Origin of the sequence: Polaribacter sp., assembly GCF_049276715.1 — a bacterium.
GTDB lineage: Bacteria > Bacteroidota > Bacteroidia > Flavobacteriales > Flavobacteriaceae > Polaribacter.
In genome coordinates this window covers 1-26,053 of sequence record NZ_JBASWY010000012.1, presented here as the reverse complement: position 1 = coordinate 26,053, position 26,053 = coordinate 1, and the positions used below count along the sequence as shown (strand labels likewise).

The window sequence follows — 26,053 nt, the reverse complement described above, 5'->3', positions numbered from 1 at the left end:
CTTAGGCTTATTTATCCCCATCATTTGGTCAATTTAACCTAGTTGAAAAGTAATTAGTTTTCGAAATTTGTTTAAATCAAATTTACACTTATCACTAATTCAAAATTTCAAGTATGAAAGTATTAATTTTAAATTTTCTCTTACTTCTAAGCCTTGGAAGTATTGCGCAAAATACAATCAAAGGGACAGTATCCGACCCAAATGGAAATTTGTTACCAGGAGCTTCTTTGACTGTAAAAGGCTCTACTAGAGGAATAACAACCGATTTTGATGGGGCTTTTACCTTGGTTGCTTCTGTAGGAGAAACCATAGAGGTTTCTTATCTAGGTTATGAATCACTGTCTTTTAAAGTAGATTCAAAAAAAACCTATGCTATTGTGCTTCAAGAAAGCGCGAATCAATTAGACGAAATTGTTGTGGTTGGTTATGGTACTCAAAAAAAGGTAAACCTAACAGGGTCAGTGCAAACTGTTACTTTTAAAGATGAAGTAAACCAACCAGTTACCAATTCTGGTCAACTAATGTATGGGCGTTTTTCTGGAGTTCAATTATCTCAAACATCTGGAAGTCCAGGTGCTGATGGTTCTTCAATTCAAATTAGAGGTATAGGTACTTTTGGTAGTACAACCCCTTTAATAGTCATAGATAATATTCAATACGAAGGTTTAGGAGCTTTTAATGCACTAGCACCCTCTGATATTGAAAGTATAAGTGTTTTAAAAGACGCGTCATCGTTAGCAATTTATGGTGCAAGAGCTGCAAATGGAGTCGTTTTGGTAACGACAAGAAAAGGTAAAGCAGATAAGTTCGAAGTAAGTTTTAACAGTTTTTACGGTATTCAACAAGCTACTATAAAACCAGAATTTTTAGGTTCTTTAGATTATGCAAACTTAATGAATGAAAAATTCAGAAATCAAAATGGGGTCAATTTTGATCCAAGATACACCCCTGCTCAAATTGATGCAATTGCAACAGGTTCTTTACCAGATCAATTTGCAAATACAAATTGGGCAAATGAGGTGTTAACGTTAGCACCACTTCAAAACCACAACCTTTCTATTTCTGGCGGAAATAATAAAACAACTTATAGATTGTCTCTTGGGTTTTTAAACCAAGAAGCAATTGTACGCAGTAAATTTAGTACTGAACGTTACAACATGAGTTTAAATATTAATTCTGATGCAAAAGATTGGTTAAAAATAAGTAGTGTTACCAATGCTTTTTGGCGAATAAACAAAGGGCCAGCAGGAGGTCAAGATGCTTTTGATGGCGATAATGGAATTATATATTCATTTCAAAGAGCAGCTCCAACCATTCCATTATTTTATTCAAATGGGCAATATGGTTTTGTAGATGGGGCTTACCTTAATACAAATGCATCATTAGGTACACAAAACCCCTTAAGAAGAGGGTATTTTGGAAACTATGAAAGCAATCAGGTGAATATAAGTACACGCCTTGGTCTGACTTTTAAAATTACAGACAACGTTACTTTCGAAACCAGTGGAAGTGCCAATTTAGTGTATACAGATGAATCTAATTTTAGCCCAAGAAACACACAAAAAGATTGGGATGGAAATATTATCATTCAAAATGATTTGAATTCTTTATCAAATTCGTCCAATTTTTCTCGAACATTATTAAATGAAAACATTATTCGATTCAGTAAAACTTTCAATCAAGTGCATCAATTCGATGCCTTAGTTGGACATTCTATTTATTATTTTAAAACAGATGGTTTTAATGGTAGTTTAAGTGGTTTCCCTACAGATAATATTGAAGAGTTTAGTGGAGGAGGAATCGTTGAACCGTCAGTTGGTGGTGGAGCAGCAGAAGATGTAAAACAATCCTTTTTTGGAAGATTAAAATACAATTATGATGAAAAATATTTAGCAGAGATCAATTTTAGATACGATGCTTCAGGTAGCGCTTTTGGTCCAGACAACTTATATGGTGCTTTCCCATCTGCTTCTTTAGGATGGAAAATTTCTAAAGAAAACTTTATGAAAGATGTAGAAGTCATCAATGATTTAAAATTGAGAGTGAGTTATGGGTTGGTAGGAAATGATAAAGGTGCAGGAAGATATGTTTATGAACAAACGTATAATCCAGGATTGGATTACGTTTTAGGAAATGACGTAATTGTAGGTGGAGTTGCTATTACTTCTTTAGCAAATCCTTTTATTAGATGGGAACAATCAGAACTGTTAGATTTTGGTATTGATTTCGGAATGTTAAGAAACAAACTTCAAATTGAAGTAGGATATTTTAGAAAAAATAGTACCGATATTTTGTATGCAAATTTCCCTGTGCCTGCAACAGTCGGTGTAACCAATATTGGAGCTAAAAACTCAGCATCTATGGTTAGTGAAGGTATTGAGTTTAATGGAAGTTATAGAGGAAATATTGGCGGACTAAAATACAATGTTGGAGGTAACTTTACCACATTTTTTAGAAACGAAGTTACAAGTTTAGGTGAAGGTGGAGAAGAAACAATTACGGCTTCAAATATTTTAAGAATTGGTGAGCCATTTAGAGCCTATTTCGGATATCAAGCAATCGGGATTTTTCAAAGTATCAACGAAATTGCCAATGCACCAACACAATTTGGAAATACGGCAACAGGACCTGGAGATATCAGATATGCTGATGCAAATGGAGATGGAGTGGTAAACCAAGATGATCGTGTGGTAATTGGAAATCCAAATCCAGATTTATTATACAACTTCAATGCTTCTTTTGAATACAATAATTTCGATTTTAACTTTTTATTTCAAGGAGTTTATGGAGTAGATAGATTAATTCAAGGAAATGGTAATTTACCAATGGTAGACGATCGCAGTAATGTTTTAACGTATTGGTTAAACAGATGGACACCTCAAAATCCAAGCACCAGTTTACCAAGAGTTGGTGGCCAAAACAACCAAATTGTTTCAGATTTTTATGTCCAAGACGCTTCATACTTGCGTCTTAAAAACTTAGAAATAGGCTACTCATTACCTAGTGATGTATTAAAGAAAATGAATCTAAGCAAATTAAGATTATTTGTAGGCGCACAAAACCTTTTAACATTTACAGGTCTTGAAAACTTCGATCCAGAGAGAGGTTCTGGAACTCAAAGTAACAGAGCTGCACCTTTATACAGAACAATCACTTTAGGAATCAATTTAAAATTATAACAAGATGAAAAAAATAATAATAGTAATTCTTATTTCTTTAGGATTTGTGAATTGTAGTGACGATTACGTGTCTCGAAATTCATTAACACAAATTGCAGAAGGAAATTTCTGGCAAAGTGAATCTGATGCATTTTTAGCCTTAAATGGTGTTTATGCAGCATTGCAAGCTAAATCAATGTATGGTGGTCATTTAAATGGCTTTATGGGAATCCCAGGTTTTGATGGTTTTAGTGACAATTGTTATAATAACTTTAAATGGGAAGGTCCAGGAATTTTTATGGAAGGTGTTGCAAACTCTGCATCAGGGCCAATAGAAAATATCTGGAATGATCATTACAGAGGAATTGCCAGAGTAAATGATGTGATTAGAAATGTAAAAAACATTTCAATAGACTTAGTTCCTCAAGACACTAAAGACGCCTTGTTAGGACAAGCGTATTTTTTAAGAGCCTTGTTTTATTTTAATTTGGCTGTTTACTTTGAAGAGGTTCCTTTAATTACAGAACCTCAAACATTAGATGAAGCATTTGTTCCTAAAAACACCTATGCCGAAATTAATGCTCAAATTTTAGAAGATTTAAAATTTGCTTCTGAAAAATTACCTGTAAGTCATCCAAGTAATTTATACGGTTATGCAACAAAAGGAGCGGCTTTAGGCTTATTTGCAAGAGTACAATTGTATAATAAAGAATATACAGGTCCTTTTGGTGTTGCAGAATTAACAAATCAAATCATGGGCTTAGGCTACGCTTTGCACCCAAATTACGCTGAATTATTTACAGAGGCAGGTGAAACTTCATCAGAAGTAGTTTTTGCAGTTCGTTTTTTAAGAGGTGATAATACCTCAAGTGGTGAAACTTTTTCAGCAACGTTCTTAGGTTTTCCAAAAGGAGATATGAGACCTATGCCTAATTTAGTCAACGATTATTTATGTATAGACGGTTTATCAATTACAACATCACCTCTATATGACGCAAATAACAAAGGAAATAATAGAGATCCAAGAGCAAATGCAAGTGTGTATTTTAGAGGAGACCAATACATGGATAGCCCTGTAAGAAATTTCCCTGGAGCAGCAGCTGCGCCATTTGGTCAAAGAAAATATATCAGACGTGGTCCTGATGCATTAGGAAATGCAGTTTTTGGTGAAGGCTCTCAAGATTTTCACGTGATAAGATATGCAGATGTTTTACTAATGAGAGCTGAAGCGTTGGTCGAAACTGGTGATGTTCCAGGAGCTAGAGATCTAATAAATCAATTAAGAGCTAGAGTAGGGATGCCAAATGTGCAATCTGCGAACCAAAATCAAATGCGAATAATCGTAAGACAAGAAAGACGTGTAGAATTGGCTTTTGAAGGTCTTCGTTTTATGGATATAAAAAGGTGGAATGAAGTTCAAGATGCATTTCGTAGAGCAGAATCCGATCAGTATCCTGGCTATAATCCGAGTTATCAAGGAAGAAGATCAGAAGTATTTCCAATTCCACAAAGTGAAGTGGATGTAAATCCTAAATTAATTCAAAATCCAGTTTGGCAATAAAATAATTTAAAAAATAAATAAACATGAAGAAACATTTAATAAAAATACTGCTACTTGTTCTTGTTTTTACAAGTTGTGAACCGAATAAAATTGGTGATTTTGATGAATCCAAAGTACCTGGCTATGTTATAGATGATGCCATAAATAAAAAAGGAGTGGCATTTACAAGTAGATCTTTAGATTGGTCTCACAAAACAAGTGCTTTAGGGGCACATTGGATGTATAGCTGGGGTAATGAATTGAGAGAAGAAATACCAGAAAATGTAGAATTTGTTCCAATGTTTTGGGGTAAAGGTTCTGTAAACGATGCAAATATTAACAGAGTAAAACAATTGGTTGCGGAGGGTAAAGTAAAATATATTTTAGGATTTAATGAACCTGATGGTGCTGCTCAAGCAAACATGACTGTAGATGAGGCAATCGCATTGTGGCCAAGATTAGAAGAAATTGGTGTGCCAATTGGATCGCCAGCTACTGTAAGTCCAAACAATGCTTGGATGATTGAGTTTATGCAAAAAGTAGAAGCAAATAATTTACGAGTTGACTTTGTTGCTGTGCATCATTATGGTGGGCCAAATGTAATGGCAATGGTTAATAAATTAAAAGAAACCTATGCTGCTTATAAAAGACCTATTTGGATTACTGAATTTGCAGTAGCGGATTGGGGTGCAGCTTCACCTGCTGCCAACAGATATACTGTTGCTGAAGTAATTGAGTATATGAACCAAGGCTTAAAGGCTTTAGATGAAATTGAATGGGTAGAAAGGTATGCGTGGTTTAGTGGTACACAAGCACCATTATTTACTTCTGCGTTGTTTGATGATGATGCTGTAATTACAGAAGCTGGTCAGGTGTATGCTGGTCACACACCAAACCCAACAATTGGTCCAGGTAAAGACACTTCATTTACACCAACAGTAGATCCTGATGAGCTAGTTGTAAACGGTGGTTTCGAAACTGGAATGGTAGCTCCTTGGGGTGGCTTTAAAAATGGTGTTTCTACTAATGATCCTAGAACTGGAGGCTTTTGTGGTCAATTACAAAATCATGATGCATCACTGTTTACTGTTGTTGATGTAATTCCAGGAAAAACATATCTTATCAAGTATAGCGCACGTTGGGCATCTGTCCCTACAAATACTTTTTCTCCAGGATTACGTATTGAAGGAGTTGGAGGTGCACCTGGATTGATTAAGCAATTAGAGCCTCTTGAGCAAACGGATCAATGGACAGATTATTCTAATGAAGTAGTAATTCCTGATGGAGTTACTAAAATGAGATTCGTTTTCTTTAAAGGACAAGTAAATCCGCAATATCCACCTGCTTTTATAGATGACATTTCTGTAAAAGAAAAATAACAATATGAAAAATAGTGTTCAGTTTTGAAAACCTCAAAGCTGAACATTTTAATCACTAATTCTTAAAATATAATCATTATGAAAAAAATTACATTAGCACTATCATTACTAATTTCAACAATCGGTTTTTCGCAAAACCTACTCCAAAATGGAGATCTTGAAGCACCATTGGCAACAGGAAAGATTACTGCAGCAACATCTCCTTGGTCTTCAAGTATAACAGGAACAAGTTCTCAGTCATCAGTGAATAGTAATTCTGCTGTTGCACATGCTGGAGATCAATTTTTAAACATGCCAAACGATTTCACCAGTTTACGTCAAACTTTTACTGCGGAAGTAGGGAAAGAATATACTGTAAAATTTTGGGCTCAATACATCTCTGGTCAAGGACAGCCTGCAGCTACAGACGGAATTTATATTTCTATTAGAGACGTAGCAGGTGCAAATGGTAATGGAACACAATTCGACCCATTAATCAGTTATTATATAGATCCTTCTACTGCAGATGCAAACTGGAATGAATTTACTTTTACCTTTACAGCTACTCAAACAGATTTGTTGTTCTTTATAAGTAAACAAGCGCGTCTTTCTGGAAATCCTAATAACGCTGCTAGAATGGATGATTTTAGCATTACAGCTAATTCAACTGCCTCTGTAAAAGATTTAAACCAATTTAATTTTAGTGCGTACCCAAATCCTGCTTCTAATAATTTGAATTTATCAGCATCAAAGAATATTGGCAACGTTATAATTTTCAACGTATTAGGTCAAAAAGTGATGACTTTAAATCCAAATAAAAATGCTACATCAATCAATGTTTCAAATTTAAATAGTGGTGTTTACATTGTAAAAGCTACTATCGAAGGAATCATAGGTTCTTACAAGTTTGTAAAACAATAGTTTTAATTTTTTGTTGAAGAGGATTCCGTGAAGGAATTCTCTTCAACTTTTTTTCAAGAATATGTCAAAAATACCAACACTTGCCACCTACTTATTTCTTACTTGTTTTGTTGTATATTCTTGTACTAAAAACAAACAAGCTGCAGCAAAAGTTGCAACCAATGAAACTATAAATGAAACGATAAATCCAAAACAACCAAATATTATCACCATTATTATTGATGATGCAGGTTATGCTGATTTTGGTTTTATGGGAAGCGACGATTTAGACACACCCAATATTGACGAACTTGCCAAAAGTGGAGTTATTTTTACTGATGCTCATGTTAGTGCTACTGTTTGCGCGCCATCAAGAGCAGGTTTAATTACTGGAAAATATCAACAAAGATTTGGCTTTGAAGCCAATGGAACTGGTTATGGAACTACAGGTGATATTGGTTTGTCTGATGATGTTAAAACCATGGCCGATGTTTTTAAAGCCAATAATTACAAAACCGTTGCTATTGGCAAATGGCATTTAGGTGCTACAGAATCTGACATCCCAAATAACAGAGGTTTTGATGATTTTTACGGATTTTTAGGTGGAGGAAGATCGTATTTTCCAATCAAAAATCCATCCAAAGAATTAATGTTGCAACACAATGGAACAAGAGTAAAGTTTGACGGATATTTAACAGATGTTATGGGTGATTATTCTGTAAAATATATTGAAGAACACAAAGACACACCTTTTTTTATGTATTTGGCTTACAACGCTGTGCATACGCCTATGCATGCTAAAAAAGAGCATTTAGAAAAATATAAAAATCACTCTAGAAAAGAATTGGCTGCCATGACTTGGTCTTTAGACGAAAACATTGGCAAGCTTTTAAAAAAATTACAAGGATTAAATATTCTTGACAATACCATCATTTATTTTTTAAGTGATAATGGCGGTGCAGCAAACAATTCGTCTACAAATGGAAAATTAAAAGGCTGGAAAGGAAATGAATTTGAAGGAGGTCATCGTGTGCCTTTTGTAATCAGCTGGCAAAATCGCATCAAACCAAATCAAACTTTTAATGGATTATCGTCATCCTTAGATATTTTTTCAACTTCTTTAGCAGCAGCAAATATTGTTTCTGATAAAAACTTACAATTGGATGGCGTCAATTTATTGCCTTTTTTAACAGGTGAAAAAACAGGAAATCCTCATAGCGAATTGTATTGGCGTAAGTTAGAAGAGGCAGGAATGCGCTACAACAACTTAAAATTAATTCGGTTAGAAAATTATGGAGAAGTATTGTATGATGTGTCATCAGATATTTCAGAAACAAATAATTTGTCTAAAACCGATCAAGAATCACTACAATTACTGAATAAAAAATTAACGAACTGGGAAACAAAGCTAATGCCTCCACTTTGGTCAGAAGAGCAAGAATGGATGGATGTTACCTTTCATATTCACCAACAATTAATGCAAAATAAAAAGGCATTGTATACGAAGCCAGAAAAAAACATGAAAATTTCTAAAACCAACCCATGAGAAAAGTCATTTTACTAGTAAGTCTTTCAATCTTAATAATTTCTTGCAAAACCCAACCAAAAGAAACAGTTGCTGCCAAAACAACTACAGAAATCACCAAACCAAACATCGTTATTTTTTATGTTGATGACTTGGGTTATGGTGATTTGGAAAGTTATGGTGCTAAAGGAGTGAAAACGCCTAATGTTGATAAACTTTCACAAAACGGAATTCGATATACAGATGCACACAGCTCTGCTGCTACCTGTACACCTTCTCGTTATTCATTACTTACAGGTCAATATGCGTTTAGAAACAATGCCGCTATTTTACCAGGTGATGCCCCTTTGTTAATTGATCCAAGCACACCAACCTTGCCAGCTATGTTAAAAAAAGCAGGGTATACAACTGCTGTTGTTGGAAAATGGCATTTGGGTTTGGGTGATGGAAATACAGATTGGAACAAAGAAGTAAAACCAGGTCCGTTAGAAATTGGTTTTGATTATAGCTTTTTATTACCAGCCACTGGTGATCGAGTGCCAACTGCGTATTTAGAAAATTACAACATTGTAAATTTAGATCCGAATGATCCTATCAAAATTGATTATGCAACGCCTTTTGAAGGTGTAAAAACAGGAATTACCAATCCTGAGTTATTGAGACAAGTTGCTGATAAGCAACACAGCCAGGCTATTGTAAACGGTGTTAGTAGAATTGGGTATCAAACAGGAGGCGCTTCTGCCATGTGGAAAGACGAAGATTTTCCATTTGTTTTTACTGAAAAGGCCACCAATTTTATCGAAAAAAATAAAGAAAATCCGTTCTTTTTATTCTTTTCATTTCATGATATTCATGTACCAAGATTGCCTAACGAACAATTTCAAGGAAAATCGAGCATGGGACCTAGAGGAGATGCGATTGTTCAAATGGATTGGATGACTGGGCAAATCATCAACAAATTAGAAGCTTTAGGGTTGGATAAAAACACCTTGGTGATTTTTACGAGTGATAACGGCCCTGTGTTGAATGACGGTTACGAAGATGATGCTGTCGAAAAATTAGGTACTCATAAACCAGGAGGCCCATACAGAGGAGGGAAATACAGTGCTTTTGAAGCAGGAACTAGAGTACCCATGATTTCGTATTGGCCAGGAACCATCAAAGCAGGTGAAAGCAAAGCATTGTTTTCTCAAATTGATTATTTTGCTTCTTTGGCAAATTTATTGAACATTACCTTGCCAGAAAACGAGGCAATCGATAGCAAAAATCAAAAAGAGGCATTGTTGCATGCCAATGCAGCAGGCAGAAAAATTATGTTAGAAGAATCATTTGTGCTTTCAATTAGAAATGGAAACTATAAATACATTGCACCACCTACTACAAAGAACTTCCCTAATTGGTTGAAGAGTAAAAAAATAGAAGGAGGTATTTCGTTGAATCCGCAATTGTTTGATTTATCAAAAGATGCTGGTGAACAAACCAATATTGCTCCAGAAAATACAGCGTTGGTTGCTAAAATGCAAGCGCAAATTGATAGTATTGTTGCCATCTCTAACAAATAACAGAGTTTCATTATTTATTTGAAGAGCAGTCGTTATGACTGCTTTTTTTTGGACTTAATTATAGTATTTGGTAATTAATAGGAGGTTTCATTTAAAAAAAATGCTTGTACTTTGAAAGATTACTCTTGCACTTTAAATGAAAACCATTGCACTTTGAATGAAAACCAATGTATTTTGAATGATAATGCTTGTATTTAAAATGATGTGTCTTTCACATTGAATTGGTGTGCTTGCACTTTAAACTATTACGCTAGCATTTTGAATTTTTTTAATGAATAAGAGTTAAAGTGGTTTTCTTTGTTGAGGTTCCTTTTTCCTGGGAATGATATCGTAGGGTGTTTTCTTTGTAGGAATAGCAGAGCTTAGTATTTAAGAGGTTCTTTCTTTGGTGGACAGCAAAAAAAAAGCGACAAATTCAGTGAATTTGTCGCTTTATAAATAGGAGTATAAAATTCTTTTTATTCTAAGATGATTTTTTTAGTAATGCTAACATCTTCATGTTGCAATTTCACAAAATAAACGCCTTTAGCTAATTTTGGTAAGTCAATTTCACTTATTGTTTTTGCTTGAAAATTTGTTTTGAGAACTTGTTTTCCTAAAACACTAAACAATGTAACGTTCGCATTCCCTTCTGTTAAACCAACAATTCGTAAGGTTGCATTTGATGTTTTGTAGATACTGATGTGTTGTAAATTAACATCCTCAGTACTTAAAACGCCACTGCTTTTAGTGTGTAAAAAGAAACGACCACTAGTATCAAAATTTTCTGTAAAAGTTACTTTATAATTGGCGTTCGCTTCGTTTAAACGAGTTACGCTGTTGGTAAAGCGGTCTTCTAAATACACAAAAATACCTTCGGGAAAATTTGCGGCCTCTAAAGAAAATATTAGTTCTTTACCTGCTTTTGCTTTGATGCCAATAGGCACTACCATATTTTCAAAACCAGCATTTGGTAAGGCTTGTTTCATAAACGGAATTCCTTCGTTTTGCGAGATTAAATGCGTGTAAATTTTAAAATCAGAAGCGACACCATCAAACAAACCAATGTCAAAACGCGGATCTAATCCAGTAGTTTTTCCATCTATATAATTGATTTTCGTTTGTTTGTTGTTTGTTCCATCAGTAAAATTCAATACAATTTGTGGAGATGGTACACTTTCTGATTTGTAGAATACTTGATTTCTTTGATGACTTAACATGGCAGCCGTTATTGAAACTGAAGTGTTTGCAACATTCGAATTTACAAAAAAGGCTTGTCCAGGATGGATAAAACCATCAGTCAAAGCATCATAGTTTTCAGTATCAGCATTCCAAACAAAAACAGCTTCATAAGCATCCTTTAAAGGTGTTGTGTTGGTGGTTAAAAACTGATTTACATCCAAATAAGATGTAGCAGTGTTTCCAATTAAATTCCAATGCGTGGCTGCTCCTTGAGAGATGTTTATTGTTCTTGGATAAGATGCCAAATTTCCATTGAAAATAAATATTCCCTTGCTTAGTTTTTTCATAGTATATCCTTGTCCATTATTAAAATTGCTGTTAGCATCAGTACTTTTAAAATAAGTCCAAGGACCTGTAGCAGTATCTGGACCTGGTCCATCATCATCAGTATCTGCAACTCCATTTTGATACGAACCAATAGCAATATGATTATTGCCTCCAGTGGCAATTCCTGCTGCTGCTACCCAATTTTGATTCATCACTTGAGTTGCTAATGGTGAACTTACTAAATGCCAATTTTCATCATTGAGTTCAGCAAAGTAAGTTGTGCCACCAGTAACGCCTCCATTTGTAGTTCCAGAGGTTATAAAAGAAGCACTTGAATCAATCACTAATTGACTTACCGTTAAATCCCCAGAAACAGTAGGGTAGTTTGTTAAATCCCTTGGAATAAAAACTACATCTGTAGTTAAAGGGACTGCATTTTCTGTCCAATTTCCTGAAGTATTCCAATCATTATTGATGGCACCACTCCAAGTTTTATTTGGGTTTAAATGAACCCTAACATTGTTAATTCGGAGTGGATTATTCCCTGATGCTTTGTTAAAAAAGACTCGTGCTTTAAAAACATTTGTTGGTGCTGTAAAATTGAATGTTGCAGTATACCAAACACCAGGAATTGTGCTCAATGTTACTGAGCCAATACTATTAGTTCCGGTTAAATCTTTATAAACACGTGCAATTTGATTATACGTTCCTGCACCAGAAACCCATTTATAGTCAAAACTTACAGTGTAACTTACATTTGGAGCAACTTCTAAAATTTGGTATAAACTTCCTGCACCTTCATTGATTTGAGCCACGTTTTCAAAACGATAATTTGTTGTTAGATTTGTAGCTCCGTCATTATCCATCAAAACTTGATTGTTTGCTCCTAACCAAGCTCTTAGATCACCAGTATCAAAATTTCCATTGGTTAAAATGGTGTGATTCAAGGTTGGATTTTTACTATAATTAACATCAATATTATTATTCGCTGTTATGGTGTTTTCAGAAATAGAAGGGGTAGAAACTTGATTTTTATAAAATGTACCCACATTTGTTACGTTGTTACTGGTATCATAAAAATCAGCAACATCCGAACTTGGTTCAAACCACGCATATCTTTCCACATAATCTAAGGTTTCTAAATACGGTAATGCCAATTGCATAAATGCCAGATTGATAGCGTTACTTCTGTTAGGATTGGCATTGAATTCGGTAATCCAGATGGGTTTTCCAAAACGATTATAGACACTTGTTAAATACGTTTTAAAACGATCAAATACTTGTTGAGCAGTAGGATTTGTATTTACAGCAGGGTTATTCCCCCAATCATACCAATGAACTGCAATAACATCAATTCGGATGTCTTGTGCAGTGGCTTTGTCATAAAAGTTTTGTAACCAACCAGTAGGAGCTTCTTCTCTTCCTGCAGGAGATACCAATCGCAAACCCGTTTTCATCAAATTTCGATAATAACCAACAGCCACATCTTCATCACACAAGTTTCTAAATTGTCCTGATTGTGCACCACAATCATCAGGTTCGTTAAAACCCATGACATGTGTTGTCTTGTATTTTTGTTTGTAAAGTGTAATATCTGCATCATCATCCGCACCTCCTGCACCCCAGGCCATTGGAGGATTTTCAACTTCTATGGTTGATAAACCGTCATTCGACCATCTATAGAACCAAGTATTGTCAAGTCCAGATATCAAAGTATTACTTCCAATTCCTTTTTTGCTGACCCAATTCCAAGGAATAATTCTTACAAAAGAAACCTTGTCTTTAAGGTTTGTTGGCAATTCGTTTACGATTAAATCCTTTTCAGATGCAATGTAATTTTTGCTTTTTCCTATTCCTGCTTCATCATCTGCAATGGTCATCATAAAGCCTTTTCTCAGCAAGAATGATGAGGTTTTGTTGTTCATATTCGTGATGCCATTACCACTATGAATGACATCAATAGCAAGAGAAACTGATGTTCCGCCCAGATTTACCTGATTGTATAAGGTTGCTGGACTTGTACTTGCCAAATTACTTCTGATGACAGTTCCACCAAAATAATAATTGTCTAAACGAATATTTGAGGGGTAAGAAGCTGCAATTGAATTTATTTTAAATTGACCAAGGTGCGTACTTTGTACAACAGAGGGTGCTATCAATTTGGTACGAACCCAGCCAATTCCTGAATTTAAGTTGATTGTTGCAGGTGCTTTAAAAGCCGTAGCAATCTCTAAATTTAAATACCCATTTTCATTGATATTTATGGTTCCTCCTCTAATAGCATTGGCTGCTATAGTCGCATTTGTAATGCTTAGAGAACCTGTAGTGCCCAAATTGATCTCACTAGTACCAGTAATTGTTGAGGTAACATTTGAAACAATCATTACTCGATTAATAGCAGTTCCTCCATTGATTGGATTTCCAGTAGGAGCAAGACCAGTATTGCTATCAACCCAGTTGGCTTCGTTGAAAAAATTATTGTCATTTGCAGCGCCACTCCAAGTATAGGTTTGGCTAAAAATAGTTGCTGAAAATGTAATGATAAAGAAAAGAGTAAAATGAAATTTCATAGGATGTTTTTTAATAATTTTAATGTCATATCGAGCATAGCCGAGACCTAATTTAAAAGTTACTGATACTATTTACCTCTCGACTGCGCTCGAGGTGACAATTGTTTGGGTTTTATTTATTTCAGTCAATTATTTCTAAAACGTAGCAATTAAAGCAACCCCAAACTAATTATCAAACAAAAAAACCACAGCAAAATCACTGTGGTTTTTAAATGAATCATTTTTGTAAACCTAAAACCCAGATCCAGGTGCTTCAGGGCTGGCTGCTTGCGCTTTTTGTGGATTTAAAATAAGGTAAGTACCCAAGGCTGTTAATGCTGCATATTTACCATAATTTCCTATTTTTTTGATAGCCTCTTTACGAGTGATTTCGTCATTATTTTGAGATTGATTTTTCATGATATCTTGTCGTTTATGGTGGGTGCTTATTCTAAAATTATTTTTTTGTTCATTTTTCCGTTTTCACTTTGCAATTGAACAATGTACATGCCTGTTGCTAATTTTGGCAATGCAATGTCATTTGCTCCTTTTGATTGGAAAGTTGTGTTTAGTACTTGTTTTCCTAACACATTGAAAACTTTAATATTAGCAGTTCCTTTTGTTAAACCAACCACTCGTAATGTTTCATTCGATATTTTGTAGATACTTACATTTTGTAAAGCAATACCATCAGTACTTAGCACAGCACTCGTTTTTGTATGCAAAAAGAAACGACCATTACCATCAACAGCATCCTCTAACGTTATTTTGTAAGTAGCATTTGCTTCGTCTAAACGAGTGATTGTATTGCTTTGTCTGTCTTCTAAAAACACTTTAATTCCTTCAGGTAAATTCATAGCCTCCGCAGAAAAAGTAATTTCTTGACCAGCTGCTGCTTTGATGCCTACAGGGATTACTAAAGATTCTACATTTTCATCTGATAAAGTTTGAATCGCTAATTTTTTTGCCTCATTTGATAATTGAGAGGTATATAAACTAAAGTTTGAAGCAACACCTGTAAACATAGAAGCGTCATAACCATTGTCAAAATCATTGGTTCCTTCAGCTCTATAGAATAACTCAGTTTTTGAAACTTTATCACCACTATCAATCCTTAGCTCAACTCTTTTGTTTGATGTTTTCAAGAAAGTATCTGAACCTGTTTTATGAGTACCACTTGCCTGATAAAAAGTAATATTTGTATCGCTCGCAGCGCTTACAAAAAAAGCTTGTCCTGGCGCTATTTCATCTGTTCCATGATTCGAAGATGTTTTAGCTAAATAACTATTAGTAGATTGATCCCAAATCCAAATCGTTTCTTCTGTTAATCTTCCATTTGCTACTGTGTTATTGAAATTTGCATTCGCATCTGGAGTAAAAAATGTGGAAACTAACAAATACGTTGGGTATGGGTTACCAATTAAATTAAACTTATTTGCATTTGCTGCTGAAACAGTAGCAGGTTTTTGTCCTGTTGGAAAACCACCTGTAAATGATATTGTTCCGGTTGTAGGCCTTATAAATCCATATCCTTTTGAAGAATCAAAAGTGCCAGCATCACCAGCTTGAACATAAACCCACTGACCTGTATCCGGATCTGCTGCACCATTTTGGTAGGTTGAAATACCTCTATTATTTGCATCAATTCCACCAGAAGCTATATCATTTTCTGAAATCCACGTATCATTGTATGTAGCTCCAGTAACTGGAGGCGAAACTAAATGCCATTTGCCAGCAGTTAACGTTCTTTTATAAGTAACATCACCTGTTAGAGTTGCTCCTGTAGCAACTAAAGATGCACCACCGTCTAAAATAATATTATTAAAAACATTTAAAGAATTACCGCTACTTACTGTAAGTGAGCTAGTGCCATCTACAGATATATTACCTGCAGTAACTGCAGATGCAATCGTAATATTTTTTCCAGCAGGAATAACAATATCACTATCAGTAGGAGTTGCACCTGAATCCCAGTTCGTTGATGTTTCAAAAACCCCATCTGTACCATTAAATGTATCTACCCTTCTTATAGACACATTATCTAACCAGACTGCATTATTTGTTGAAGTTGGAGACACACTGTTTCTAGCGTCTTTAGTTATTTGAAATTTAAAATCAGTTCCAGTTGTAGCTGTTGCTGTAAAAGTAAAAGTAGTATATGTCCACTCACCTCTTCCTGCAGTTAACGTTGCATTAGCTATAGCTGCATTGTCAGTATTATTTCTTACGGAAGCATAGGCAGGAGTTGTAGAAGTTGCAAGATTGAATCTCCAATAAAAACTTACTTGATAAAGGACATCTTGTACAGGTGTAATGTTTTGAAAAATAGTAATAGCTTCATTTCCTAAATTACCTCTAGCTGCACCTTTGTATGGATTGGTTGCACTTGTAGAAAATGTTGCGCCCGTTTTGGACCAAGATGGTGGAGGTGTGCCAGTATTTTCAAAATCCCCATTCGTTATCAAATTCTGCCCAACCATAAAAGAAGGCAAAACCATTAAAATTATTAAAAGTGTAATTTTTTTCATTGTTGAAAAGTTTTTAGTTAATACTTTTCAAAATTCATCAATTATAAAGTGGTGAAGTGGTAATGATTAGGTCAAAAAATGGGGTAAATACGTTATTTTATGATTTTTTTTATGAAAAAACGGTCATTTGTAGCGATTTTTAAAAGATAGACTCCTTTCGGAAAGTTTTTGAAATCTAGGCTTACTTTTGAGTTGGTTGTTTTTTGTGCTGCTACTTTTTTACCAGTGATATCAAACAAAATTGCATGGTACTCATTTTCAGGAAGAAAAACATGCAATTGGTCATTTACAGGATTTGGAAACACCTTAAAGTCATTTTTTTTTACATCAAAGGTTGATAAGGTTTGCGAAGGTTTGTACACACGAACATATTCCACCAACGCATCAGAAAGTAAACCATTTGGTTGACTTTGAAAATCGCCATCACCAAAACTAGCACCTACAGAAAGCCACAACCATTCTTTTACTTTAGGCACCAAATCATGCCCAAGTCCGGGTTTTGTGGTAAAAGGTAACGGATTGTTGGATTGTGAAGAGGTCATTTTTACGCCATCATAATAAATATCCATAGAGTTTGCTGTCCAAAGCAATCCAAAAGTATGGAACTGTTCATTGTGAATGTTTGGCACATTAAACGGAATGGTGTGGTTTTTTTTATCAGCTCCATAACCATCATAATGTACTACAGCTTTGGTGGTGTTGGATGTCCAAGCAGATTCAAAAATATCTACTTCTGCACCATCAGCAGCAGAATTATCTACATTGTTTTGATTTTCGCCTTGCAACCAAAAAGCAGTATGATTGCCTTTGGCGGTTTTAGCAATTTTAATTCTTGCTTCTAAATAGCCATATTGCACTTCATACAATCCACGAGATTCAACTGAGCCACAACGCATGGTGGTATTGTTAATTTTTGTTGCGCGCAGAACGAGTTGACCATCGTTGTTTAAAAAGGCATTGTCTGCAATCCATCTCCAATCAGTTACGCCCAAATTTTCTCTTGGCGCTCTTGTTTTTGTGCTTTCTGATTTGTACCATTTAGTCAAATCTAGGTTTGAACCATTAAATTCGTCACTAAACTCCAACACCCAATTTCCAGGAACTCCATTGGGTTGTGCATTGATAGGAGTCGTAGTATCCACAAAATTAGAATGAAAATTTTCATCCACAATAGTAACATTATCCATTCGTAAAGGTCTGTTGTTAGCTGCTTTGAAAAAAAGAATGCGGGCTTCTAAAATATCTTGAGGAGCAGTAAAGCTAATAGTTGCAGTATGCCAAACATCAGGAGTTGTGTTTAAGGTAACCTCTGTAAGGTCATCACCTCCAGTTGAACCCGTTTTTATGCGTACTGTCATATTGTAATTTCCTGCGCCAGAAACCCATCTATAATCAAAAGCTACGTTGTAAGTTTTACCAGAAATCATTGAAAACACCTGAAATAAAGAACCATCACCATTGTTTACATTCCCAACGTTTGAATTCGCGATGTCATCAAACAACACTTGATTGTTATAGCCACTCCAATTGTTTTTTCCGTCTTCAAAATTTCCGTTAGAAATTAAGTTTTGAGAGAAAAGAGCTTGTGCAAAAAATGTGATAGTAATAATAAGTATTGTTTTCATATTTTCTTTTGCGGGTTTCTGTTGTTTAAAAGTTTCTATTGTTACATTGATAAATTGCTACATTAATTCATTAACTCAATAGCACCCAAATCAGGAAGTCCTTTGATGTCATTTCCTAAAATGTCTTTTTTTAAATTTAACCCATAAATGATTCCAATTGAATCGTTTGCCAATTTTGGGATTTGAACCCCTTTGTTTTGAATCAATTCTTTGTTTCTTGGTGTGAAATTTTCAGGATCAAATCCGTTTTTATTGATAAAATTAGCATCTCCAAAAATTGGATTTTCGTCTTGTAATGTTGATTCTTTTGGCCAAGACGTATTGCTTAAAAATAAATTGTTCTTGAAAAAAACATCTGTTACTTCCCAATTCCCCTCTTTTTCGGGGTTGTATTGGTCGCCTTTTACCATTTTCGAGTTTCCTTCGATATGAAAAATATTGTTGGCAATGAGCACCCCTTTTGAAATTCGGTCAATGGCAATTTTTGCATCCAATTCACTTTTAACATACATTGTATTGTTGTAAAAATAACTGTTTACAGGACCAATTCTTTTTTTTCCACTATAGCCACTCAGCCAAAATAATTTTCCTTCTTGGAACGCTCCATTCACATCTTTTACTCTGTAACCGTCATTTACACTGATGTTGTAACGATATGAACAATTGTGGTTATTGCCAAGAATTTCTGCAAAACCACCAGCATTGTTTGCGCTAAAATTGTATTGCAACACAATGTTTTTACAATTATAATCAATGTGAGCACCTGCAGAATCTCCAGGGCCATTTGCATTGGTAAATCTATTTTTTTCGATGAGAACGTTTTCTGAACCCCATGTCCATAAACCACTTCCACGTCCCCATTTTCTGGAATCGTTTGTGCTTCCAGATTTGTTGACGTTGTTGTTGAAAATATGACCATTTTTCACTCCTGACATTTGAATACCAGGACCACCCGTTTCAAAGACTTGGTTATTAGAAATTTCGAAATCTAGAATGCCATGATTTTCGCCTCTCGCTGTTAATTTGATGCCAGTGTGCGAAACATTTTGCACCAAACTTTGCGTTACTTTTATGTTTTTAAGAATAGCCTTTGCATCCGAAGTAATAAAACGAATTCCCCAACCATAATTTTGAGTTCCATTGGCAGATTTTGTTTCTTTTGCTGATCTTGAATGCGCTTTTTGTTCAAAAAAAATGTCTTTCACTACTAGGTTTGATAAATAAATATGTTCGTATTGTTTAGGTTGTGAGGCTGTTACTAAAACGCCACATCTCATTTGGTTTTTTTGAATTTGGAGGGTGTTTTTTGATGGATTTGCTGAAACCTCTAAGTGAGAAATTACGATAAAATTCGAATTTTCAACCAAAATTGCATTCAATGCATCTTGAGTTTTGATGATTGCTTTGTCATTTTTAAAGCTTGTTCCATAAACCGAAACTACAATGGGTTGTTTTTTAGTTCCGCTAATTTCTTTCAATTCTAAACCATCTGAAAAAGTTTCATTTACAGCCAACAATAACGAATCACCCGGGTTCAATTTTAATGTTTTAATTTTTGACAAAGACTTAAATGGCGCTGAAATAGAAGTGCCAGTATTTTCATCATTCCCTAATGTTGGATTAAAATAGTAATTAGTGCTTTTTGAGCTTTGAAACGAACAAAGGAAAGCAAGAAACAGCAAGCCAACTAATTTAGAATAGCTTTTCATTTTAGTATTTTTCAACATTTTTGTATCTGTCAGGATGTTTGGTATTGTAGTCTTTATCCTCTAGCAAACCATCAAAAATAGGTGCTATATTTTTTGCGTTCCAAGCTTTATAAAGCTCTCGTAATTTTATAGATAAAATGCTGTCTTTTAGCATTTTTTTCTCTGAAATATCACTTTTTAAATTGTATAATCCTGTTTTGCCAATAACGTTTTTATGGAGTTTTAGATCTCCTTTAATGAGAGCAAATGAATTTTTATCATACATTCTCCAAAATAATTCTTCGTGTGGAGCTTCTTTATTTTCTTTGGTTAAAAAAGGAATTAAGTTTTTTCCATCGATGTCGTTTTTAGGACTCACTTTTGCTTGAGCAACTACTGTTGCAAAAATATCAAGTGCAATAATTGGGTGTTCGTATTTTTGATTTGCAGGCACAGTGCCTTTCCATTGCATTGCAAACGGAACTCTAATTCCGCCTTCAAACAAAGCGCCTTTTCCTCCTCTTAAAACCCCATTATAAGCGCCTTTTGATTCCACTCCTCCATTATCTGATAAGAAAAAAACGATGGTGTTTTCTTCAATTCCAAGTTCTTTTAGCTTGTCAAGTAATAATCCTACACCATCATCAACAGCACTAACCATTGCACTGTAGGTTCTTCTGTTTTTATTTTCTATGTGTTTGTATCGTGATAAATATTTTTCAGTTGCTTGCAAAGGAGCATGTGGTGCGTTGTAAGCCAAATACAAAAAGAAAGGTTTGTCAACATTTTTTTCAACAAAATTGACAGCCTCTCTTGAAAAAGCATCAGTTAAGTATTCTTTTTCTTCAATACGCGTATCGTTTCTTAAAAGTTTTGTGTTGTAAGCATCAAATTGCGAGGTAACTTCGGATAAATCATTCAATACTAATTGCTCTGGAAAATATTTGTGTCCGCCAGATAAAAATCCGAAGAATTCGTCAAAACCTCTTTTTAAAGGTCTATAGATTGCGTTGGCTCCCAAATGCCATTTGCCAATTGCCATGTTTGTATATCCTCCTTTTTTTAATGCTTCAGCCAATGTTTCCTCCTCTAGAGGCAATCCAATTGTTGCATCTTTTGGCGCGAAAAGGGGGTTTCTGCTGTAGCCAAATCTATCTTGATATCTACCAGTAATCAAGCCAGCTCTGCTTGGGCCACAAACTGCATAACTTGAATAACCATTCGTAAAAACAACTCCATTTGAGGCAATCTTATCTATATTGGGTGTCAAAAGTTGTTTGTTTCCATTGAAACCTACATCACCATAACCTTGATCATCTGTTAAAATAATAATGATATTTGGTTTTTTGGTTCCCTGTGCATATTGTGTTAAAACAATTAGAAAAAAGGACACTAAAATGGTTATATTTTTTATTTTCATTCGGTTTTATTTATTGCTCACAATTTCAAATTAATTTTATATGAGAAGGGGTAATTAAAGACCAAATAATGGGTATTCATGGTTTTTCTTGTATTTTCAAGAATTTACCCCTAAAGAAAGGTCAATTTTACCCTAATAAATTATAAAAACTATCTATAAATTTATTTTTTTAATAATTAATCTAACAAATTATGCAATTTATAACATTTATAGGATTTACAGCTTTAGTGGCAATCATCTCTTATTTGGCTACAAGATCTACTGACGAAAACTCAAAAGACGGTTATTTTTTAGGAGGCAGAAGTTTAACAGGAATTGTAATTGCAGGTTCTTTGCTACTTACCAATTTATCTACAGAACAAATTGTAGGTTTAAGTGGACAAGCTTATGAACAAGGAATTTTAGTTATGGCTTGGGAAACTTTAGCTGCAATTACCATGGTTATAATTGCTGCTTTTTTATTGCCAAGGTATTTAAAAGGAGGGATTGCTACGATTCCTCAATTTTTACAACACAGATATGATAAAACTACCAAGGCAATTGTGTCTGGTTTGTTTTTATCTGGTTATGTAACTATATTTTTACCTGTGGTTTTATATACAGGTGCATCTGCCATAAATACCATGTTTGATGTTCCTACTACTTTCGGAATTTCAGAAAATGCCGCACTTTGGGTAACCATTTTTGGAATAGGTGTTATTGGTTCTATTTATGCTGTTTTCGGAGGTTTAAAAGCGGTTGCTGTATCCGATACTATTAATGCAGTGGGTTTAATTATTGGGGGTTTAATGATTCCTTATTTTGGTTTGTGTTACATAGGTGATGGATCTATGTTATCAGGAATGGATATTTTAATGAGTTCGCATCCAGAAAAGTTTGATTCTACAGGCTCAGAAAATTCTTACGTACCACTTTCTACTTTATTTACTGGTATGTTGTTGGTAAATCTTTTTTATTGGGGAACGAATCAAGCCATAATTCAAAGAGCATTGGGTGCTAAAAACTTAGTTGAAGGCCAGAAAGGATTGGTCTATGGAGCTTTTTTAAAAATACTGGGCCCTTTAATTTTAGTATTACCAGGTATTATTGCGTTTCATATTTTCGAAGGAAACTTAGCAAAACCAGATTTAGCTTATGCATCTTTAGTATCTGAAGTATTGCCAAAACCTTTGGTTGGTTTTTTTGCGGCTGTTTTATTTGGTGCTATTTTAAGTTCCTTTAATTCAGCATTAAACAGTTGTGTAACTTTATTTGGTATTGATATTTATCAAGAATACTTTAAAAAAGAAGCATCAGAAAAAGAAGTTGTAAAAGCAGGGAAAACGTTTGGCGTATTTTTAGCAATATTATCCATGTTAGTGGCTCCTTTTATTGCAAATGCGGGTAGTGTTTTTGAGTATTTACAAGAAATTAACGGAACATACTCTATACCAATTTTAACAATTGTGGTTGTAGGGTATACTACCAAATTTGTACCTGCACTTGCAGCAAAAGTAGGTTTAATATCGGGTGTTATTTTATATAGTATTAGTCAATTTATAATAAAACCTAATTATAATGTATTAGAGATGGTTGATGGTATAGAAGTGGTTACAGGAAATACATATCCTCACTTTTTACACATTATGGCTATTTTATTTGTCTTAAATATAATAATTATGTTAGTTATTGGTAAAGTATATCCAAGAAAAGTAGCTTATGTGCAGCACAATTCGCACGAAGTAGATATTACACCTTGGAAATATTTAAAACCAGTAGGAGGTTTTATTTGTTTAATTGTAATTGTTATTTATGTTTATTTTGCAAAATAATTAAGCAAACTCAATTGCTAAAAATCTGATTGTAAAATAATTAGTTTTATTTATTTTACAATCAGCTTTTTCACGATTAACTCTTGACCAATTTTAGCAGTTACTATTTTTAGTCCTTTACCAAAGTTATTGGCTTTAAATTTAATATTATTATCTGTAAATTTTTTCTGAAATAACAACTTGCCTGTGATATCAAAAACAGAAAGTTCTAGAGAAGAGTTAAATGATATTTCTTTATTTTTTAGGATTAATTGTACATCATCATTTTCTGAAACGATGGTTTTTTCTAAATAAGCTTCTGTTCTGTTTATAGGAAAATCTGTATCTAAATTTAAAGAAGCTTTATCAACATGAACTACTTCAATTTTATCAATAATGCTTTGTTGAAATGAAATAGTATTAACTCCCGAATTTAGTTCTTTTACAAAGTGAAAGCTAGTTGGATTTCCTGATTGATAACAATACCCATCTGAATATGGCAGAACTATCGTTTCACTTTCAGCCCCATTAACAGATACTTTTAAATTTGATAAATTTGGATTTAAATAATAGACTTTTATTAAATAAGTGTTTTTTTCTGAAATATCTATATTATTAAAAGTAAGCGAGCTCCCAGATAAAGATATATTTACAGCTTTTCCACCTGAAGCATTCTCGCAATTTACTTCAGAACCTGATCCATCAATTACTGCATCTTCAGCTTCAAAAGAAGTTACAGTTGGTGTTGTAGATTCTCCTTCGCCATTATAGGCGCCAATATTGGTTGATGCTAACAAATTAACAGGATTTCCAAAAATATCTTTTGCTGCTTTGGAAGTAATGTCTTTAAAAACACCCTGACCAGCAAGTGGAAAAATGGGTTCTGTGAATGTAAATGCATCTCCTTTGGCTGGACTAAAGGATAATAATTTGTAACCAGAAAAATGCTTTGTACCTTCTGCAGTAAATCTTGGGTTTACTTCCCTTCTTGTAGCATCAAGATTTTTAAAACTATTTATGATGTTTCCACCAAACATTATGTTCTTTTTAAAATTGGGTGCATCAACATCAAAATAATATGATTTTAAACCCAATTTTGCTGAAGGCTCTAAATAAATAATATTGTTAAAAAAATGAATGTCTTTTGCTTCCAATTCTATCCTAGAGTTTCCTAGTGTGTTTTGATAATCTTTACCTTGATAAACGCTGTTATTGTAGATAAATACTTGCTCGCTTTTTTTTGGATTAAACGCATAGTCATTTACCCAAAATAAAATATTTTTTCCACCTTTATCATCTGTACCTTCGTTTACACTTATATTATATCTCCAAATAATATTAATATTTTGACCTAAAGTTTCGCAAAATCCACCAGCAGAATCTTCTAAATAATTATACTGAAATAATATGTTTGTGTTTCCATAATCTACATGCATCCCAGAAGAATCTCCACTACCTCTTGCATGTTGGGAGGTGTTATATTGTGCCACTACATCATCCGATCCAAAAACCCACATTCCACTGCCTCTTGCAGTCATTCTTTCATCAGAATTTGAACCTGTAAAACGCATTAAGTTATTTTCATAAAGCACTCTTTTTGATGCTGAAATAATAGTTCCAGATCCTCCAATATCAATAAAAGTGTTATTTCTAATTATAGCATCCGAAACATATCTTCTTAACCAAACACCTGTTCTTTCTATATCTGTAAAATGACAATTTTCTATGATAACATCATTTACAAAAGCATCCCAGAAGTAAATTCCAGTTGTTCTAATATCATTAAATGCTGTATTATTGCTGCTAATAGAATAAATGTTCTTGAAAACCAAATTCGAAAAACGAAAATATTTAAATAGGTTTCTATCTTCAAAATTACCCGAACTAGGTAAAGTTAAAAAACTTCTAAAGTAAATGCCAAAAGACTTATCATCATCAGAACCTGATTCTGAATCGAAACGTTCATTTTCTATCTGTAAATTATGAAACTCTAAATATTCCTTTCCTTGAATTCTAATTGTTGCAAGTGGATCTGGTATGCCATCATCTCCATTACTACCTCTTAAAATAGGTAATTGACCTTCACCATAACTGTTAAAAACAATCGGAGAATTTTCACTTCCAGAGTTATTTACAATGATGCCTCCATTAAAAATATCTCCTCTTTTAAATAAAACGACATCTCCTGCAACAAGAGTTAAAGAGTTTAATTTTAAAATTGTTTTAAATGGGGATGATTCTTGATTTCCCAAGTTTGAGTCATTTCCTGAAGAACTGCTAAAATAATAGGTGTTTTGAGATTGAATTGTTATTATGAAAAATAATAAAGAAATAGTAAAAATAAATTTAGACATAGCGAAAATTTTAATAACTGTAAAATTACATTCAAGGGTATTATAATTTCAGGTGTTTTCAGCCAAAAAAGGGGTATTTATAGGTATTTAATTAGAATTTACTCACTTTTTAATTTTAGTATTTTTCATTTCTTAAAAAAATGATTCACTAGAGATAAAAGAAAAAAAAGGATAAGTTTAAGGATTGCTACATGCACTCTTTATGAAAGGTGACGTTTTCTTAAATTCCTTGCTTTTTTTGCAGGAACCATTTCTATTTTAATATGGTATCTGTCATAAATTACTCATTTTTTTTAGAGCTAAGAAAAACCATAAAAACCTTAGATATAAACAATATTATGGCAAAATTTAGCAAGAAAAAATTTTTAGAAAACCACAGTTCGTTTCCAGTTTTTCATAGAAAATTATTAAAGCAAGGTGACGTAGAATGGTCACTTTTAGTTAAACACCCACAAGATTATTATTCAGCAAACTCAGGTTCAGTTTCAGGTTTTATCTACTACAATGACACAATTAAATTCGCAAAAAAGCACCACCTAGAAATTCTACAAATCCTAGATGAGTTCGA

At 33.9% G+C, this 26,053-nt stretch carries 15 protein-coding genes; 8 read left to right on the top strand and 7 right to left on the bottom strand.

Annotated elements, in window-relative coordinates; translation table 11 throughout:
* Positions 1-113: 113 nt before the first annotated feature.
* The 6 genes from WAO74_RS03115 to WAO74_RS03090 all read left to right on the top strand — a co-directional run bounded on the left by WAO74_RS03115 (position 114) and on the right by WAO74_RS03090 (position 10,043).
* On the top strand, positions 114-3,179 hold the full coding sequence (locus WAO74_RS03115) for a SusC/RagA family TonB-linked outer membrane protein (protein WP_422159602.1): 3,066 nt from the start codon (positions 114-116) through the stop codon (positions 3,177-3,179).
* A 4-nt stretch (positions 3,180-3,183) separates the two neighbouring features.
* The gene (locus WAO74_RS03110; protein WP_422159600.1) at positions 3,184-4,719 is read left to right on the top strand and encodes a RagB/SusD family nutrient uptake outer membrane protein; all 1,536 of its coding nucleotides are present in this window, start codon (positions 3,184-3,186) and stop codon (positions 4,717-4,719) included.
* Between the two features lie 23 nt (positions 4,720-4,742).
* On the top strand, positions 4,743-6,077 hold the full coding sequence (locus WAO74_RS03105; RefSeq protein ID WP_422159599.1) for a glycosyl hydrolase: 1,335 nt from the start codon (positions 4,743-4,745) through the stop codon (positions 6,075-6,077).
* 78 nt (positions 6,078-6,155) lie between these two features.
* Positions 6,156-6,977 carry a T9SS type A sorting domain-containing protein gene (locus tag WAO74_RS03100; RefSeq protein WP_422159597.1) on the top strand — a complete coding sequence of 274 codons (822 nt, stop codon included), beginning with the start codon at positions 6,156-6,158 and terminating at the stop codon, positions 6,975-6,977.
* A 61-nt stretch (positions 6,978-7,038) separates the two neighbouring features.
* Entirely contained in the window at positions 7,039-8,502 is a 1,464-nt protein-coding gene (locus WAO74_RS03095) for a sulfatase-like hydrolase/transferase (protein ID WP_422159596.1), read from the top strand.
* On the top strand, positions 8,499-10,043 hold the full coding sequence (locus WAO74_RS03090; protein ID WP_422159595.1) for a sulfatase family protein: 1,545 nt from the start codon (positions 8,499-8,501) through the stop codon (positions 10,041-10,043). Before WAO74_RS03095 ends, WAO74_RS03090 begins: the two co-directional genes overlap by 4 nt.
* 458 nt (positions 10,044-10,501) lie before the next feature.
* Here WAO74_RS03090 and WAO74_RS03085 read toward each other — a convergent pair whose 3' ends face one another.
* The 6 genes from WAO74_RS03085 to WAO74_RS03060 all read right to left on the bottom strand — a co-directional run bounded on the left by WAO74_RS03085 (position 10,502) and on the right by WAO74_RS03060 (position 21,341).
* Positions 10,502-14,101 (bottom strand): glycosyl hydrolase, encoded by a 3,600-nt coding sequence (locus WAO74_RS03085; protein WP_422159593.1) that lies wholly within the window; start codon positions 14,099-14,101, stop codon positions 10,502-10,504.
* 231 nt (positions 14,102-14,332) lie between these two features.
* Entirely contained in the window at positions 14,333-14,500 is a 168-nt protein-coding gene (locus WAO74_RS03080; RefSeq protein ID WP_422159591.1) for a hypothetical protein, read from the bottom strand.
* A 26-nt stretch (positions 14,501-14,526) separates the two neighbouring features.
* Complete coding sequence (locus WAO74_RS03075; protein ID WP_422159590.1) at positions 14,527-16,608, bottom strand: T9SS type A sorting domain-containing protein; 2,082 nt, start codon at positions 16,606-16,608, stop codon at positions 14,527-14,529.
* A 92-nt stretch (positions 16,609-16,700) separates the two neighbouring features.
* The gene (locus WAO74_RS03070) at positions 16,701-18,233 is read right to left on the bottom strand and encodes a family 16 glycosylhydrolase (protein ID WP_422159588.1); all 1,533 of its coding nucleotides are present in this window, start codon (positions 18,231-18,233) and stop codon (positions 16,701-16,703) included.
* A 62-nt stretch (positions 18,234-18,295) separates the two neighbouring features.
* Positions 18,296-19,942 carry a right-handed parallel beta-helix repeat-containing protein gene (locus WAO74_RS03065; protein WP_422159587.1) on the bottom strand — a complete coding sequence of 549 codons (1,647 nt, stop codon included), beginning with the start codon at positions 19,940-19,942 and terminating at the stop codon, positions 18,296-18,298.
* Position 19,943: 1 nt separating this feature from the next.
* Positions 19,944-21,341 carry a sulfatase-like hydrolase/transferase gene (locus tag WAO74_RS03060; protein ID WP_422159586.1) on the bottom strand — a complete coding sequence of 466 codons (1,398 nt, stop codon included), beginning with the start codon at positions 21,339-21,341 and terminating at the stop codon, positions 19,944-19,946.
* A 191-nt stretch (positions 21,342-21,532) separates the two neighbouring features.
* On the opposite strand from WAO74_RS03060, the gene WAO74_RS03055 reads away from it, so the two are divergent.
* Positions 21,533-23,152: a solute:sodium symporter family transporter gene (locus WAO74_RS03055; RefSeq protein ID WP_422159584.1), complete on the top strand. Its 1,620-nt coding sequence runs from the start codon at positions 21,533-21,535 to the stop codon at positions 23,150-23,152.
* Positions 23,153-23,202: 50 nt separating this feature from the next.
* On the opposite strand, the gene WAO74_RS03050 is transcribed toward WAO74_RS03055, so the two are convergent.
* Positions 23,203-25,485, bottom strand: a complete 2,283-nt coding sequence (locus WAO74_RS03050; RefSeq protein ID WP_422159582.1) for a hypothetical protein — start codon at positions 25,483-25,485, stop codon at positions 23,203-23,205.
* Between the two features lie 338 nt (positions 25,486-25,823).
* Between WAO74_RS03050 and WAO74_RS03045 the strand changes: the two genes are divergently transcribed.
* Positions 25,824-26,053: DUF7222 domain-containing protein (locus tag WAO74_RS03045; RefSeq protein WP_422159581.1), on the top strand; the 230-nt coding region annotated here is incomplete at its 3' end.

Excerpts from the sequence above, each read along its gene's own strand:
- WAO74_RS03115 (WP_422159602.1), top strand. The coding sequence starts at position 114 with ATGAAAGTATTAATTTTAAATTTTCTCTTACTTCTAAGCCTTGGAAGT.
- WAO74_RS03110 (WP_422159600.1), top strand. The coding sequence starts at position 3,184 with ATGAAAAAAATAATAATAGTAATTCTTATTTCTTTAGGATTTGTGAAT.
- WAO74_RS03105 (WP_422159599.1), top strand. The coding sequence starts at position 4,743 with ATGAAGAAACATTTAATAAAAATACTGCTACTTGTTCTTGTTTTTACA.
- WAO74_RS03100 (WP_422159597.1), top strand. The coding sequence starts at position 6,156 with ATGAAAAAAATTACATTAGCACTATCATTACTAATTTCAACAATCGGT.
- WAO74_RS03095 (WP_422159596.1), top strand. The coding sequence starts at position 7,039 with ATGTCAAAAATACCAACACTTGCCACCTACTTATTTCTTACTTGTTTT.
- WAO74_RS03090 (WP_422159595.1), top strand. The coding sequence starts at position 8,499 with ATGAGAAAAGTCATTTTACTAGTAAGTCTTTCAATCTTAATAATTTCT.
- WAO74_RS03085 (WP_422159593.1), bottom strand. The coding sequence starts at position 14,101 with ATGAAATTTCATTTTACTCTTTTCTTTATCATTACATTTTCAGCAACT.
- WAO74_RS03080 (WP_422159591.1), bottom strand. The coding sequence starts at position 14,500 with ATGAAAAATCAATCTCAAAATAATGACGAAATCACTCGTAAAGAGGCT.
- WAO74_RS03075 (WP_422159590.1), bottom strand. The coding sequence starts at position 16,608 with ATGAAAAAAATTACACTTTTAATAATTTTAATGGTTTTGCCTTCTTTT.
- WAO74_RS03070 (WP_422159588.1), bottom strand. The coding sequence starts at position 18,233 with ATGAAAACAATACTTATTATTACTATCACATTTTTTGCACAAGCTCTT.
- WAO74_RS03065 (WP_422159587.1), bottom strand. The coding sequence starts at position 19,942 with ATGAAAAGCTATTCTAAATTAGTTGGCTTGCTGTTTCTTGCTTTCCTT.
- WAO74_RS03060 (WP_422159586.1), bottom strand. The coding sequence starts at position 21,341 with ATGAAAATAAAAAATATAACCATTTTAGTGTCCTTTTTTCTAATTGTT.
- WAO74_RS03055 (WP_422159584.1), top strand. The coding sequence starts at position 21,533 with ATGCAATTTATAACATTTATAGGATTTACAGCTTTAGTGGCAATCATC.
- WAO74_RS03050 (WP_422159582.1), bottom strand. The coding sequence starts at position 25,485 with ATGTCTAAATTTATTTTTACTATTTCTTTATTATTTTTCATAATAACA.